This is a genomic window from Ralstonia chuxiongensis, assembly GCF_024158925.1.
Lineage (GTDB): Bacteria > Pseudomonadota > Gammaproteobacteria > Burkholderiales > Burkholderiaceae > Ralstonia > Ralstonia chuxiongensis.
Genome location: NZ_JAMYWC010000002.1, coordinates 521,899 through 535,410 on the forward strand (window position 1 = coordinate 521,899; position 13,512 = coordinate 535,410).

The 13,512-nt window shown below is 63.6% G+C and carries 13 protein-coding genes; 2 read left to right on the forward strand and 11 right to left on the reverse strand.

All coding sequences use genetic code 11. The features are described from left to right. Positions 1-9: 9 nt before the first annotated feature. The 11 genes from NKG59_RS07050 to NKG59_RS07100 all read right to left on the reverse strand — a co-directional run bounded on the left by NKG59_RS07050 (position 10) and on the right by NKG59_RS07100 (position 11,757). On the reverse strand, positions 10-1,617 hold the full coding sequence (locus NKG59_RS07050) for a carboxyl transferase domain-containing protein (protein ID WP_253536077.1): 1,608 nt from the start codon (positions 1,615-1,617) through the stop codon (positions 10-12). Positions 1,618-1,645: 28 nt separating this feature from the next. After that, positions 1,646-2,086, reverse strand: a complete 441-nt coding sequence (locus tag NKG59_RS07055) for a YchJ family protein (protein WP_253536078.1) — start codon at positions 2,084-2,086, stop codon at positions 1,646-1,648. Continuing rightward, positions 2,086-2,775, reverse strand: coding sequence for an HAD family hydrolase (locus NKG59_RS07060; RefSeq protein WP_045202364.1), 690 nt, complete (start codon positions 2,773-2,775; stop codon positions 2,086-2,088). The genes NKG59_RS07055 and NKG59_RS07060 overlap by 1 nt, the downstream gene beginning before the upstream one ends. 63 nt (positions 2,776-2,838) lie before the next feature. Then, positions 2,839-3,444 carry a 2-hydroxychromene-2-carboxylate isomerase gene (locus tag NKG59_RS07065; protein WP_045202366.1) on the reverse strand — a complete coding sequence of 202 codons (606 nt, stop codon included), beginning with the start codon at positions 3,442-3,444 and terminating at the stop codon, positions 2,839-2,841. A gap of 40 nt (positions 3,445-3,484) precedes the next feature. Continuing rightward, positions 3,485-4,615 carry an acyl-CoA dehydrogenase family protein gene (locus tag NKG59_RS07070; protein ID WP_253536080.1) on the reverse strand — a complete coding sequence of 377 codons (1,131 nt, stop codon included), beginning with the start codon at positions 4,613-4,615 and terminating at the stop codon, positions 3,485-3,487. A 10-nt stretch (positions 4,616-4,625) separates the two neighbouring features. Then, positions 4,626-5,339 carry an SDR family oxidoreductase gene (locus NKG59_RS07075; protein WP_253536082.1) on the reverse strand — a complete coding sequence of 238 codons (714 nt, stop codon included), beginning with the start codon at positions 5,337-5,339 and terminating at the stop codon, positions 4,626-4,628. A 9-nt stretch (positions 5,340-5,348) separates the two neighbouring features. Next, positions 5,349-6,530, reverse strand: a complete 1,182-nt coding sequence (locus NKG59_RS07080; RefSeq protein WP_253536083.1) for an acetyl-CoA C-acetyltransferase — start codon at positions 6,528-6,530, stop codon at positions 5,349-5,351. 670 nt (positions 6,531-7,200) lie between these two features. Beyond that, a complete protein-coding gene (can, locus tag NKG59_RS07085) occupies positions 7,201-7,881 on the reverse strand; it encodes a carbonate dehydratase (RefSeq protein ID WP_092973629.1) in 681 nt (226 codons plus the stop codon). A 23-nt stretch (positions 7,882-7,904) separates the two neighbouring features. Continuing rightward, the gene (aceK, locus tag NKG59_RS07090; RefSeq protein WP_253536086.1) at positions 7,905-9,740 is read right to left on the reverse strand and encodes a bifunctional isocitrate dehydrogenase kinase/phosphatase; all 1,836 of its coding nucleotides are present in this window, start codon (positions 9,738-9,740) and stop codon (positions 7,905-7,907) included. Between the two features lie 159 nt (positions 9,741-9,899). Further along, positions 9,900-11,081 (reverse strand): isovaleryl-CoA dehydrogenase, encoded by a 1,182-nt coding sequence (locus NKG59_RS07095; RefSeq protein ID WP_253536089.1) that lies wholly within the window; start codon positions 11,079-11,081, stop codon positions 9,900-9,902. Positions 11,082-11,259: 178 nt separating this feature from the next. Beyond that, positions 11,260-11,757, reverse strand: a complete 498-nt coding sequence (locus tag NKG59_RS07100; protein WP_253536091.1) for a MerR family transcriptional regulator — start codon at positions 11,755-11,757, stop codon at positions 11,260-11,262. Between the two features lie 186 nt (positions 11,758-11,943). Between NKG59_RS07100 and NKG59_RS07105 the strand changes: the two genes are divergently transcribed. Together NKG59_RS07105 and NKG59_RS07110 are read left to right on the forward strand one after the other, a co-directional pair. Continuing rightward, positions 11,944-13,023 carry an MBL fold metallo-hydrolase gene (locus tag NKG59_RS07105; protein WP_253536093.1) on the forward strand — a complete coding sequence of 360 codons (1,080 nt, stop codon included), beginning with the start codon at positions 11,944-11,946 and terminating at the stop codon, positions 13,021-13,023. Positions 13,024-13,055: 32 nt separating this feature from the next. Further along, positions 13,056-13,442 (forward strand): antibiotic biosynthesis monooxygenase family protein, encoded by a 387-nt coding sequence (locus NKG59_RS07110; protein ID WP_009239249.1) that lies wholly within the window; start codon positions 13,056-13,058, stop codon positions 13,440-13,442. Positions 13,443-13,512 lie beyond the last annotated feature (70 nt).

The window sequence follows — 13,512 nt, forward strand, 5'->3', positions numbered from 1 at the left end:
ACGGCCCGCTTACATGCGGAACACGCCGAAGTTCATGTCGCCGATCGGCGCGTTCAGGCTGGCCGACAGCCCCAGGCCCAGCGCGCTGCGTGTGTCGGCCGGGTCGATCACGCCGTCGTCCCACAGGCGCGCGCTGGCGTAGTACGGATGGCCCTGGCGCTCGTACTGGTCGCGGATCGGTGCCTTGAAGGCCGCTTCTTCATCCGCGCTCCATTGACCGCCCTTGGCTTCGATGCCGTCGCGGCGCACGGTGGCGAGCACGCTTGCGGCCTGTTCGCCGCCCATCACCGAGATGCGCGCGTTCGGCCACATCCACAGGAAGCGCGGCGAATACGCCCGACCGCACATCCCGTAGTTGCCCGCGCCAAACGAGCCGCCGATGATGACCGTGAACTTCGGCACCTGCGCCGTGGCCACCGCCGTCACCATCTTCGCGCCGTTCTTGGCGATGCCTTCGTTCTCGTACTTGCGGCCGACCATGAAGCCGGTGATGTTCTGCAGGAACACCAGCGGAATCTTGCGCTGGCAGCACAGCTCAATGAAGTGCGCGCCCTTGAGGGCAGCCTCTGAAAACAGGATGCCGTTGTTGGCGATGATGCCGACCGGGTAGCCCCAGATGCGCGCAAAGCCGCAGACCAGCGTCGTGCCGTAGCGCGCCTTGAATTCGTCAAACGCAGAATCGTCGACGATGCGGGCAATGACTTCGCGCACGTCGAACGGCTTGCGCGTGTCGGTCGGGATCACGCCGTAGAGTTCTTCGGCGGGGAAGCGCGGCTCGACCGGCGCGTGGATTTGCACCTGCTCCGGCTTGCGGCGGTTCAGGTGCGCGACGATGCTGCGCGCTTGCGCCAGCGCGTGCGAATCGTTGTTGGCGAAGTAATCCGCCACGCCAGAGAGGCGCGTGTGCACATCGGCGCCGCCAAGATCTTCGGCACTGACGACTTCACCCGTGGCGGCCTTCACCAGGGGCGGGCCCGCCAGGAAGATCGTGCCCTGTTCCTTCACGATGATCGATTCGTCGCTCATCGCCGGCACATAGGCGCCGCCGGCGGTGCACGAGCCCATCACCACTGCAATCTGCGGAATGCCCTTCGATGACAGGTTGGCCTGGTTGTAGAAGATGCGGCCGAAGTGATCGCGATCAGGAAACACGTCGTCCTGGTTCGGCAGGTTGGCGCCGCCCGAATCGACGAGGTAGACGCAGGGCAGGTGGTTCTGCTCGGCAATCTCCTGTGCACGCAGGTGCTTCTTCACCGTCATCGGGTAATACGTGCCGCCCTTGACCGTGGCGTCGTTGCAGACGATCACGCATTCCTGGCCCGAGATGCGGCCGATGCCGGTGATGATGCCGGCGCCAGGTGCGGCGTCGTCGTACATGCCGTACGCCGCCATCTGAGAGAACTCCAGGAACGGCGTGCCGGGGTCGAGCAGTTGCTGCACGCGGTCGCGCGGCAGCAGCTTGCCGCGGGCGAGGTGCTTGGCGCGGGCGTCTTCACCGCCGCCCTGGGTGATGCGTGCAACCTTGTCGCGCAAGTCGGCGACGAGCGCGCGCATGGCATCGGCGTTGGCCTTGAAGTCTTCAGCGCGGGGGTTCAGCTTGGTTTCTAGCGTCGGCATGGCAGCAGTGCAAGAAGGTCGGTGCGGTTCAGTCAGGGAAGGTGCCGTCGACGTACAGCCAACGGCCTTCGGCGGATTCAGCGCCGCTGGCGTCCAGGCGGACGAAGCGGCTGGTTTCGTGAAGACGATGCGCGCGGCCGCCCACCTTGTAGCGCGCGACGAATTCCACCGTCGCGTGCGTGGCGTCTTGGGGCGTGTGGCGCTTGACGTCCAGGCCGAGCCAGCGTGTGGCGGCGGCCTCTGCTTCGCTGGTTTCCAGGTCGACAGGGCAGGTGGACGGATGCCACGTGCGGCGCAGGTACGCCGTGTCGCCCAGCACATAAGCGCTGTAGCGCGAGCGCATGAGCTGCTCAGCCGTAGCCGGCACGGCGTCACCCGCGTGGAAAGGGCCGCAGCAGCGCGCATAGGCGCCGTTGCCGCAAGGGCAAGCGTCGGCTGGGCCGATGGGCTTGGTTTGTGCGGCAGGCATCAGGCCAGCAACTCCGGCAGTTCGCGCATGTCGGTGAACGTACGGGTGGCGCCAGCGGCGATCAGCGGGCCCGGCGCATTGCGGCCGGCGTACGCCAGCACCGTCATGCCGGCAGCGTGCCCGGCGGTGACACCCGTGGGGCTGTCTTCGATCACCAGGCAACGCGACGGCGATACCCCCAGGCTGCTGGCGGCCAGCAGATACACATCGGGTGCGGGCTTGCTGCGCGCGACTTCGGTCGCCGAGAAGATGCGCACGTGCGTGGGCTGGAAGTGCTCGATCAGCCCGGTGCGGTTGAGCTGCAGTTCAACCTTCGTGCGATCGGCGCCCGAGGCCACCGCCATCGGCAGGCCCAGCCTGGAGAGCACATCGATGGCGTGCGCGATATGCGGCACGGCTTCCACCTCGGCTTCGAGCAGCGCGTTGCGGCGCGCGTGGAAGGTGGACAGCCAGTTCGGCGGCAGCGGTTCGCCGCGCATCTCGGCAATCGCATCCAGTTCTTCGCGAATGGCCTTGCCGAGGAAGCGCTTGATGGAATCTTCCGGGCTGATGCTGATGCCAAGCTCGGTCAGCATCTCCCAGATCAGGCGGTTGACGAGGGGTTCGCTGTCGACCAGCACGCCGTCGCAATCGAAGAGGATCGCGTCAAAGCGCGGGTGGTTCGAAACAGAGGAGGTCACTGCAGTCATGCGTTCTTCGTAAAGGGTTCGTCGGCGGCGGCTGGTACATCCGCCGCCTTCGTGGATGTCGTCTTATATGCGTCCGTCGCGCAGCAACGCTTCAATCTGGTCAAAGCGGTCGAAGCCCCAGAATGCTTCGCCGTCGACGATCACGTAGGGCGAGCCGAACACGCCGCGCGACATGGCCAGGTCGATTTCGGCCTTGAGCTGATCCTTGATCTGCTGGCTGCTTGCGCCGGCGTTGAGCGCGGCACCGTCGATGCCCATGGCGTCGGCAATCTTCATCACCTCCGCCGGCTCGCCGATGTTGATGTCGTCCACGAACAGTGCGCGGTAGAGCGCACGCGCAAAGTCGATGGCGCGGTCACCGCCGTGGTGGTCATGTACCCACAGCGTGGCGCGCGCCGCGTATTGCGTGGGCAGTGGGAAGTGCGTCGGCTTGCGGTATTCAATGCCGTTGAAGCGTGCAGTGCGCTCGAAGTCGCGCCAAGCGTAATCGCCCTTGAGCGGCACCTGCGGCAGCGGGGAGCCGCCGGTGGTCTTGAACACAACCCCCAGCAGGATCGGGTGCCATGCCGTCGCCCGGTTGTACCGCTGGGCGAGTTCCTCCACGCGCGTGCTGGCGAAGTAGCCGTACGGCGATGAGAAGTCGAAGTAGAAATCGATGGCCCCGTTCATCATGTGCTCCCCTGTTGTGCTGCGCCTTCCCCGAAAATGCCTACGCCAGAGCGCGGGCGATCAAGATCTTCTGGATATCGCTCGTGCCTTCGTAGATCTGGCACACGCGCACGTCACGGTAGATACGCTCCACCGGGAAGTCGTTCACGTAGCCGTAACCGCCAAAGACCTGGATGGCATCGGAGCAGACGCGCTCGGCCATCTCGCTGGCGTTGAGCTTGGCCATGGCCGCCTCTTTCAGGCACGGCAGCCCGGCGTCTTTCAGGCTGGCGGCATGCCAGACCATCTGTCGCGCCACATCTACGCGCGTGGCCATCTCGGCCAGGCGAAATTGCACCGCCTGATGCGCGAACAGCGGCTGTCCGAAGCTCTCGCGCTCCTTGGCATACGCCAGCGCGGCTTCGAAAGCCGCACGCGCCATGCCCACGCTCTGCGCGGCAATGCCGATGCGCCCGCCTTCCAGCCCGGACAGCGCCATTTTGTAGCCCGCGCCTTCTTCGCCCAGCAGGCAATCGGCGGGGATGCTGCAGTCTTCGAACACGATCTGCGCCGTGTCGGACGAGTGCTGGCCGAGCTTGTCTTCGAGCCGCGCGACGATGTAGCCAGGCGTGTTGGTCGGCACCAGGAACGCGCTGATGCCGCGCTTGCCTGCTGCCTTGTCGGTTACGGCCATGACGATCGCTACGTCGGCATGCTTGCCGCTGGTGATGAACTGCTTCACGCCGTTCAAGACCCAGTGGTCGCCATCTCGCACGGCCGTGGTGCGCAGCGCCGATGCATCGGAGCCGACATGCGGCTCGGTCAGGCAGAACGCGCCAAGCATCTCGCCGCGCGCCAGCGGCACCAGCCACCGCTGCTTTTGCGCGTCATTCGCAAACGCCATCAGCATGCTGCACACGGGGCAGTTGTTCACGCTGATGACGGTGGAGGTGCCACCGTCGCCGGCAGCAATTTCTTCCAGGATCAATGCCAGCGACAGGTAGTCGAGCCCCGCACCGCCCAGTTCTTCGGGCACGGCCACGCCATAAGCGCCCAGCTCGCCCAGCTGGCGGTGCACGTCTTTCGGGAAGGTCGCTTCACGGTCCCATGCGGCTGCGTGCGGCACGATCGCCTCGCGCACGAACGTGCGGATGGCGTCGCGAATCATCTCTTGTTCTTGGGTCAGCAGCATCGTTCCGGCCTCACCATTCAATGACGCTGCCGTCGTAGTTGCGGAACCCGCCGTTGTCGGCACGCGTGGCACCGGCAATGACGCTGCGGATGCCGGCCACGCTCTCCTGCGGCGAGATGGCCGCGCCTGCGCCGCCCATGTCTGTCTGTACCCAGCCGGGGTGGAAGGTCAGGCACGTGGCGTTTTTGGCGTCGATCGACACCCCGCGCAGCACGGCATTCACCGCCGCCTTACTGGCGCGATACAGCCAGCCTCCGTTGCCTGTCATGTCCCCAATGCTGCCCATGCGGCTGGAGATGACGGCGAGCACGCCGCCGGTTTCGTCCAAGCCGTTGCGTCCGGCTTCCACCATCGGCAGCACCGCAGGCAGCACGCCCATCGGCGCCCACACGTTGGTGTGCATGACGGCATCGAAATCCGCCTGGCTGACGGGCGTGGCGCCCTGCGTGCGCGGGCCGTAGATGCCCGCCACGTAGATCGCCACGTCCAGCGCTTCGCCGTCCAGCTTCCATGCCAGGCCGGCAACGGCATTGGCGTCGGTCAGATCAAGCACGTGCGTTTCCGCGCCCAATGCCTGCAGCGCCTGCGCGGCTTCTTGCGTGCGCACGGTGGCAATCACGCGCCAGCCATCCGCACGGTATTGCTTGACCGTTTCCAGGCCGATGCCGCGCGACGCGCCCAGGATGAGCGCGGTACGCGTGCGGCGGGACGTTGCGTTCGTCATGCGCGTGCCTTAGTAGAGTTCGATGCCGACGGCCGTGGCTTCGCCGCCGCCGATGCACAGGCTTGCCACGCCGCGCTTGCCGCCACGGTGTTGCAGGGCGCCCAGCAGCGTCGCGATCAAGCGTGCGCCCGACGCGCCGATCGGATGGCCGAGTGCACACGCGCCGCCGTTCACGTTGACCTTCTCGTGCGGGATGTGCAGGTCGTGCATCGCGGCCATCGGCACCACGGCAAACGCCTCGTTGATCTCGAACAGGTCAACGTTGTCCGAGTTCCAGTCGAGCTTCTTGAACAGCTTGTCGATGGCCGTGACCGGTGCCGTGGTGAACCAGCCCGGCGCTTGGGCGTGCGTGGTGTGGCCCAGCATCACCGCCAGCGGCGTGATGCCGAGTTGCTTGGCAGTCGACTCGCGCATCATCACCAGCGCAGCCGCGCCATCGTTGATCGACGAAGACGACGCGGCCGTCACCGTGCCGTCTTTCTTGAAGGCAGGCTTGAGCGAGGGGATCTTGTCGACCTTGATGCGGCGCGGGCCTTCATCGGTATCGATGACGGTGTCGCCGGCTTTGCTCGACACCGTAACGGGCGTGATTTCCCAGCGGAACGCGCCGGATTCGGTGGCCTCCTGCGCGCGGCGCACGGACGTCATCGCGAAGTGGTCCTGGGCCTCGCGCGTGAATCCGTATTTCTCGGCGCAGTCCTCGCCGAAGGTGCCCATCGCGCGGCCCTTGTCGTAGGCATCTTCCAGGCCGTCGAGCATCATGTGGTCGTAGATCATGCCGTGGCCGATGCGATAACCGCCGCGGCCTTTCGGGATCAGGTACGGCGCGTTGGTCATGCTTTCCATACCGCCCGCAACCACAACGTCCAGCGACCCTGCGAGCAGCGCGTCGTACGCGTTCATGGCGGCGCGCATGCCCGAACCGCACATCTTGTTGACCGTGGTGCAGCCGACTGACAGCGGCAGGCCCGCGCCCAATGCGGCCTGACGTGCCGGTGCTTGCCCCTGCCCCGCAGGCAGGACGCAGCCCATGATGACTTCTTCAATCTGTTCCGGTTTCAAACCCGCACGCTCGACTGCCGCGCGGATGGCAGCGGCGCCGAGTTGCGGAGCAGTGAGGCTGGCGAGTTCGCCCTGGAAGGCGCCCATTGGGGTACGGGCGGCGGAGGCGATGACGATGCGGTCGGACATTTCTGCAATCTCCTGGAACTGTGCTTGGGACAGGTTCTGCACTTGTGGTGCAGGGTTTGTGTGTCTCTTGCTTTTTGCGTGGGCCTTGGTGGTCCATCTGCGTTTCGTCCCCTGCCGGGGGCGACTCACTTTCTTTGTCTTGCCAAAGAAAGTAAGCAAAGAAAGGCGCGCCCAAGATGGCGACCCCTTCCTTGAATTTTCGTAACCGTGCGGAGACAGGAAAAACTCGCTGCGCTCAGACAGTTCCCCGTCTTGCTTCCGCCCGCTTACGAAAATTCAAGGCGCCATCAAGGGCAGGAACGTCAACGGCCAAACCGTTGGTGCGCATGTCCTGTCAGGCGCTTGTTTGTTGCTGTGTTGCTGTGTTGCCGTTTGCTTCGCTCCGCGTCTTGCCGCGTACTCACTACTGCGTTTGTGCTGCGATGGTGTGGCCGTTGATGCCCTAGATGGCGCCTTGAATTTCTGTTGCAGGGAGGAAAAAGGAAGGGAAACTGTCTGAGCGAAGCGAGTTTTTCCCTTCCCCTCCCTGCGACATAAATTCAAGGAGTCTTCCGCCATCTCGGGCGCGCCTTTCTTTGCTTACTTTCTATGGCAAGACAAAGAAAGTGAGTCAGCCCCGGCAGGGGATGAAACAGGGGTGAACCACAACCCAAAAATCCAAAACAAAAAATCAGAACCCCACCGGACTAGGCGTACTCCCTTCCTTCCCATAATTCAGCCAAGCTTCACCAAGCTGAGCATGCAGTTCCTCATTGGAGCTCGCCGCCATCCCCAGATTGCGCAACATCCCATCCTTCACGCCGTAAATCCAACCGTGAACGGTCAGCGGCTGCCCGCGATCCCATGCGTCCTGCACGATCGTCGTCAGGCACACGTTGTTGACTTGGTGAATCACGTTCAGCTCGCACAGCCGGTCGTGCTGATCCTGCTCGCGGACCACCGTGCCGAGATACGTCTCGTGTTGCTCGGCCACGTCACGCACGTGACGAATCCAGTTGTCGGCCAGCCCGAAACGTTGCTTCGTCAGCGCTGCCTTCACACCCGAACAGCCGTAGTGGCCCACCACCGTGATGTGCCGGATCTTCAGCACTTCCACCGCAAACTGCAGCACCGACAGGCAGTTCAGGTCCGAGTGCACCACCACGTTGGCGATATTGCGGTGGACGAACACCTCGCCGGGCGGCAGACCGATGATCTGGTTGGCAGGCACGCGCGAATCCGAGCAGCCGATCCAGAGGTATTCCGGGTTCTGCTGGTTGGCCAGGTTGGAGAAAAAATCCGGGTCTTCAGCGTGGACGCGCTCGACCCATTTCCGGTTGTTCTCAAACAGCTCTTTAATGCGATGTGGCATGGTTTCCCGTCGTGTTGAGAGGGTTAAGCGGCGGCGCGCTGCAGTGTCGTGTTGTCTTGGGCTGCGTTGTCGGGCGCGCTCGCGCCGTAGCGATTGACGAAGCGTTCGGCTGCGTCATACGCGTAGAAATCGTGCATCTGCCCGGAGAGCAGGCGCTCCTTGTACCCCTGCCACATGGAGGCTTCGAAGAAGTCTGCGTGGTGCTTGAGGAAGGCTTCGCGCACGCGCGGGTCGCCCAGCAGGAACGTGCGGTATGTCTCTGGAAAAATGTCGTGCGGGCCGACGCTGTACCAGACCTCGCCAGACATCTCTTCTTCTTCGGTGCGCGGCTGGGGAACGGTGCGGACGTTGCAGTCGGTGAGATATTCGATCTCGTCGTAGTCGTAGAAGACCACGCGGCCGTGGCGCGTCACACCAAAGTTCTTGTACAGCATGTCGCCCGGGAAGATGTTCGCGGCGATGAGTTCCTTGATGGCGTTGCCGTATTCGATGATGCCGTGTTCGACTTGCGCATCGGTGCCTTCGTGCAGCCAGATGTTCAGCGGTGTCATGCGGCGCTCGATGTAGACGTGGCGGATGACGATCTCTTCGCCGCCGTCTTCGCTGCGCTGGTATTCGACCATTGAGGGCGCGTGCTTCTCCAACTCCTTGATGAGGTCCTCATCAAAGCGCGAGAGCGGGAAGGCCACGTCGGAATACTCCAGCGTATCGGCCATGCGCCCCACACGATCGTGGCGCTTCACAAGCTGGTACTTGCTCTTGATCAGCTCGCGCGTGGTTTCCTTCGGCGGCGGGAAGTAGTCCTTGATGACCTTGAACACGTACGGGTACGAGGGCAGCGTGAACACGAGCATCACCAAGCCCTTGATGCCGGGCGCGATGATGAACTTGTCCGACGAGTGCTGCAGATGATGCAGGAAGTCGCGATAGAACAGGTTCTTGCCCTGCTTCTGCAAGCCGAGCGAGGTATAGATCTCGGCGCGCGGCTTGCGCGGCATCAGGTCACGCAGGAAGGTCACGTAGGCAGACGGAATCTCCATGTCCACCATGAAATACGAGTGCGTGAACGAGAACAGGATCAGCAGTTGTTCTTGCTGCAGCAGCACCGTGTCGAGCGAGAGCTGGCCCGCGGCATTGCGCAGGATTGGCACGGCCAGCGGGAACGTCTTGTCGCCATTGATCACGCGGCCAATGATGTACGCCGCTTTGTTGCGGAAGAACAGCGACGACAGCACATGGATCTGGAAATTCGGCGCGATGCGGAAGTCGCCGAAATGCTCGCCCACCGCGCGCACGATGTAGCCGATGTCGCGCTCGAGATCTTCAAACGGCGCGTTGAGCTGGAAGTTGTGGACGATGCGCTCGAAGCAGGGGCCCAGGCCATCGCGCGTGCCGGGGTAATAGGCGCGGTACGTCGGCTTGGTGGGCGACTCTTCGTTCTCGATGTATTCCGTCGAGATGGCCGGGCGCACGAAGATGAAATCGTTGTTGAAGTACGAGCGATGCAGGATGCGCGTACACACCGAGTTGAAGAAAGTCTCGGCGCACTCGGGCTGGTGATGGTTGGTCAGCAGGCCGATGAAATGCAGCTTGATCTGGCGCCAGATCTCGTCGTCGATGTTCTCGGCGTCGTATTCGTCTTCCAGGATGACGGACGCTTCGCGCACGCGCTCGTCGTAGTAGGCGATGCGGTCGCGCTGCAGTTGCTGCAGGCCGGCCCAGTCCCCGGTCTCGAACGCAGTCTTGGCCTGTACGCTGACTTCCCGGAACAAGCGGTAGTGCTTGTCGAAGCCGTCGAGCATCGTACGGGCGACGTCAAAGGCGATCTGCGACGAGAGGAGCTTGGGGAAATGGGACATGGCGTGTGCGCGGGGAGGGGCAGGGAAGCGGCGAAACCAGCAAACCAGGCAGACCTAGATTGTAGGGTCTTCGGTGCCGTGTTCGCGTCCTGAAACCGTTGCGCCTCCTTATCCGTTTGGCTGATGGCCCCGTGCCACCAGCCCGCCTGCTCCTGCCCGTTACATCGTCTCTGCGTACAGCTCCCGACCGATCAGCATGCGGCGGATTTCCGACGTGCCGGCGCCAATTTCGTACAGCTTGGCGTCGCGCCACAGGCGGCCGACCGGGAATTCGTTGATGTAGCCATTGCCGCCCAGGATCTGGATGGCTTCGCCGGCCATCCAGGTAGCCTTCTCGGCCGTGTAGAGGATCACACCGGCGCAGTCCTTGCGCACCTGGCGCACGTGGTCGCGGCCCAGCGAGTCGAGGTTCTTGCCCACCGTGTACAAGTACGCGCGGCATGCCTGCAGCGTGGTGTACATGTCGGCCATCTTGCCCTGGATGAGCTGGAACTCGCCAATGCTCTGGCCGAACTGCTTGCGGTCGTGGATGTACGGCGTGACCACGTCCATGCAGGCCTGCATAATGCCGATCGGACCGCCGGAGAGCACCGCGCGCTCGTAATCCAGGCCGCTCATCAGCACCTTGGTGCCGCCGTTTTCCTGGCCGAGGATGTTTTCCACCGGCACTTCCACGTTCTCGAACACCAGCTCGCCCGTGTGCGAGCCGCGCATGCCGAGCTTGTCCAGTTTCTGCGCCACCGAGAAGCCCTTCATGCCCTTTTCGACGATGAACGCCGTCATGCCGCGCGCGCCCAGTTCGGGCTCGGTCTTGGCGTAGACGACGAGCACGTCGCAGTCTGGGCCGTTGGTGATCCACATCTTGGTGCCGTTGAGCACGTAGCGGTCGCCTTTCAGCTCCGCGCGCAGCTTCATGCTGACGACGTCAGAGCCGGCATTCGGCTCGCTCATCGCCAGGGCACCGACCCATTCGCCAGACACCAGCTTGGGCAAGTACTTGGCCTTCTGGGCCGACGTGCCGTTGCGGTGGATCTGATTCACGCACAGGTTCGAGTGCGCGCCATACGACAGGCCAACCGACGCCGAGGCGCGGCTGATTTCTTCCATGGCGATCATGTGTGCCAGGTAGCCCATGTTGGCGCCGCCGTACTCCTCGGCCACCGTGATGCCGAGCACGCCTAGGTCACCCATCTTGCGCCACGCGTCCATCGGGAACTGGTCGGTGCGGTCGATTTCGCCGGCACGTGGTGCCAGCTCGCCCTGCGCCCAATCGCGCACGGCCGAACGCAGCATCTCGATGTCTTCGCCCAAGTCGAATTTCAGGCCGGGCAGATCAATCATGGTGGTCTCCTTGGGCGCGGCTCAAGCCGCTGGTGTCTCTGAGTAATGGGTCCGGCGCTGTGCGGTGTGCGCCGCTTGTGGCGGGCGCACCGGTGCCGGAAGGGTGCTTTAAGGTGTTGCGTATTGTATTGACGTTTACGTAAACGTCAATGACCGGTCGTTACGTAGATTTGCGGAATCAGGCGGCCTTGCGTCGCTTGGGCGGCTTGCCCGTTCCGGCCTGCGCCTCTTCCAGCAAGCGGCGGCACTGGCGCTCATGCTGGTCGATCTCGGCCAGTTGCGCGTTCAGATCTTCCAGTTGCTGCGTGAGCGCCGCACGGTGTTGTGCCAGCGACGCCAGGAAGCGCTCAAGTTGCGGCACCGTATCGCGCGGCGACTCATACAGATCCAGGATCTCCTTGATCTCGCCCAGCGACAGACCGAGCCGCTTGCCGCGCAGGGTCAGCTTCAGGCGCGTGCGCTCGCCGGCCGAATACACCCGGCGACGCCCGCCCGGGCCTTGGCGATCCGGCGCCAGCAGGCCCTGGTCTTCGTAGAAGCGGATGGCGCGCGGCGTGATGTCGAACTCGCGGGCAAGGTCGGTGATGGTGAAGCTTGCGTCGGCAAGCTCGCCGGCATCGCCCGATTCAAGATCGGCGGCGAGCGCAGCGGCGGCAGACGGAGTAGAGGAAGACATACGGCGGGGGAACGGAGTAACGGCAGAGGTGTGATGACACATGCACGCCGGGCTGCGACATTAAGTTTTCGCTTAAGATGGATGACCGGCGGCGAATTGACGTTTACGTTAGCGTCAATGGCGCCAAACCGCAATCGCAAAGACCGCCCCGAAGCACCCAAAGGCGGCGACCGAGACCACATCCCCATGAACGCGCTCGAACACCAACTTGATTATCCCTTTGGCGACACGCTTCCCGAAGGCGGCACGCGGTTTGAAGTCGCCCCCGGCGTCTACTGGCTGCGCATGCCGCTGCCCTTTGCGCTCGATCACATCAACCTCTGGCTGCTGCGTGATCGGCAGGACGGGCAGGAGGGCTGGACGATCATCGATTGCGGCATCAACCACGAAGCAATTCGCGGGTACTGGGAAACGATCTTCGCGAACCACCTCGACGGCCTGCCGGTGCTGCGCGTGCTGGTCACGCACTGCCATCCGGACCACGTTGGCCTCTCGAACTGGCTGTGCGAAGGCGGCGACGAAAAACGCTGGAACGTGCGCCTGTGGATGAGCCTGGGCGACTACGCCTTCGCGCGCATGCTGGTGGGCGGCACGGGCGCGTCGAACGCCGGCGGCGAATTTGCCGCGCGCCATTTCGAGCGCCACGGCTTGACGGACCCGACCTCCATCGAAGGCATCCGCAACCGCAAGGATTACTACAGCACGCTCGTGCCTAGCGTGCCCAGCCAGTACCGTCGCCTGATGGATGGCGATATCGTTTCCATCGGCAAGCACAAGTGGCGTGTCATCACAGGCTTCGGCCACGCGCCCGAGCACGTCGCGCTTTACAGTGAAGATGCCAACGTGCTGATTTCCGGCGACATGGTCTTGCCGCGCATCTCCACCAACGTGAGCGTGTTCGATCTGGAACCCGAAGCGGATTCGCTCACGCTGTATCTGGATTCGCTGGGCAAGTACGAGCCGCTGCCGGCCGACGTGCTGATCCTGCCGTCGCACGGGCGGCCGTTCCGCGGGCTGCATACGCGCATCCAGCAACTACGCGACCACCATGCCGATCGGTTGGCTGAAACGTTGGCTGCGTGCAAGGCCGCGCCGCAATCGGCACGCGACATCGTTAACGTCATCTTCAAGCGCCAGTTCGATGTGCACCAGATGACCTTCGCGATGGGTGAGGCGCTTGCCCACCTGCATGCGCTGTGGCATCGCGGCGAACTGGTGCGCGAATCTGGCGCGGACGGTATCGTTCGATTCCACGCAACCGCATAAACTGCACAACCCGCTTTCCACCGGAGCCGACCATGGCTGACCAGCATGACGTTCTCGACGACAGCGCCGTCGTCCTGCCGTTTCCCGCACAAACGCCGACTGCGCCGTATTACGCGGTGATTTTTTCCTCCACGCGCACCGACGGCGACAACGGCTACGGCGCCATGGCCGACCGCATGGTGGAGTTGGGGCGCAGTATGCCGGGGTTCCTCGGCATCGAATCCGTACGCGATGAACTGGCCGGCGACCAGGGGCGACCGGGCATCACCGTGTCGTATTGGTCGTCGCTGGAGGCCATTCGCGAGTGGAAGAACCAGAGTGACCACCTTGCCGCGCAGAAGCTGGGGCGCGAGCAGTGGTACGCGTCGTACCACCTGCGCATTGCAAAGGTGGAGTACGACTATGGGTTCGAGCGATAACGCATCGCTGTGGCCAACAAAAAACCCGCCAACCGGCGGGTTCTCTTTTTTTCTGCGGCCTGATGATTCA

What these genes read in the sequence shown, in the direction of transcription:
- NKG59_RS07050 (WP_253536077.1), bottom strand. Translation starts at nt 1,617, where the DNA reads ATGCCGACGCTAGAAACCAAGCTGAACCCCCGCGCTGAAGACTTCAAG.
- NKG59_RS07055 (WP_253536078.1), bottom strand. Translation starts at nt 2,086, where the DNA reads ATGCCTGCCGCACAAACCAAGCCCATCGGCCCAGCCGACGCTTGCCCT.
- NKG59_RS07060 (WP_045202364.1), bottom strand. Translation starts at nt 2,775, where the DNA reads ATGACTGCAGTGACCTCCTCTGTTTCGAACCACCCGCGCTTTGACGCG.
- NKG59_RS07065 (WP_045202366.1), bottom strand. Translation starts at nt 3,444, where the DNA reads ATGAACGGGGCCATCGATTTCTACTTCGACTTCTCATCGCCGTACGGC.
- NKG59_RS07070 (WP_253536080.1), bottom strand. Translation starts at nt 4,615, where the DNA reads ATGCTGCTGACCCAAGAACAAGAGATGATTCGCGACGCCATCCGCACG.
- NKG59_RS07075 (WP_253536082.1), bottom strand. Translation starts at nt 5,339, where the DNA reads ATGACGAACGCAACGTCCCGCCGCACGCGTACCGCGCTCATCCTGGGC.
- NKG59_RS07080 (WP_253536083.1), bottom strand. Translation starts at nt 6,530, where the DNA reads ATGTCCGACCGCATCGTCATCGCCTCCGCCGCCCGTACCCCAATGGGC.
- can (WP_092973629.1), bottom strand. Translation starts at nt 7,881, where the DNA reads ATGCCACATCGCATTAAAGAGCTGTTTGAGAACAACCGGAAATGGGTC.
- aceK (WP_253536086.1), bottom strand. Translation starts at nt 9,740, where the DNA reads ATGTCCCATTTCCCCAAGCTCCTCTCGTCGCAGATCGCCTTTGACGTC.
- NKG59_RS07095 (WP_253536089.1), bottom strand. Translation starts at nt 11,081, where the DNA reads ATGATTGATCTGCCCGGCCTGAAATTCGACTTGGGCGAAGACATCGAG.
- NKG59_RS07100 (WP_253536091.1), bottom strand. Translation starts at nt 11,757, where the DNA reads ATGTCTTCCTCTACTCCGTCTGCCGCCGCTGCGCTCGCCGCCGATCTT.
- NKG59_RS07105 (WP_253536093.1), top strand. Translation starts at nt 11,944, where the DNA reads ATGAACGCGCTCGAACACCAACTTGATTATCCCTTTGGCGACACGCTT.
- NKG59_RS07110 (WP_009239249.1), top strand. Translation starts at nt 13,056, where the DNA reads ATGGCTGACCAGCATGACGTTCTCGACGACAGCGCCGTCGTCCTGCCG.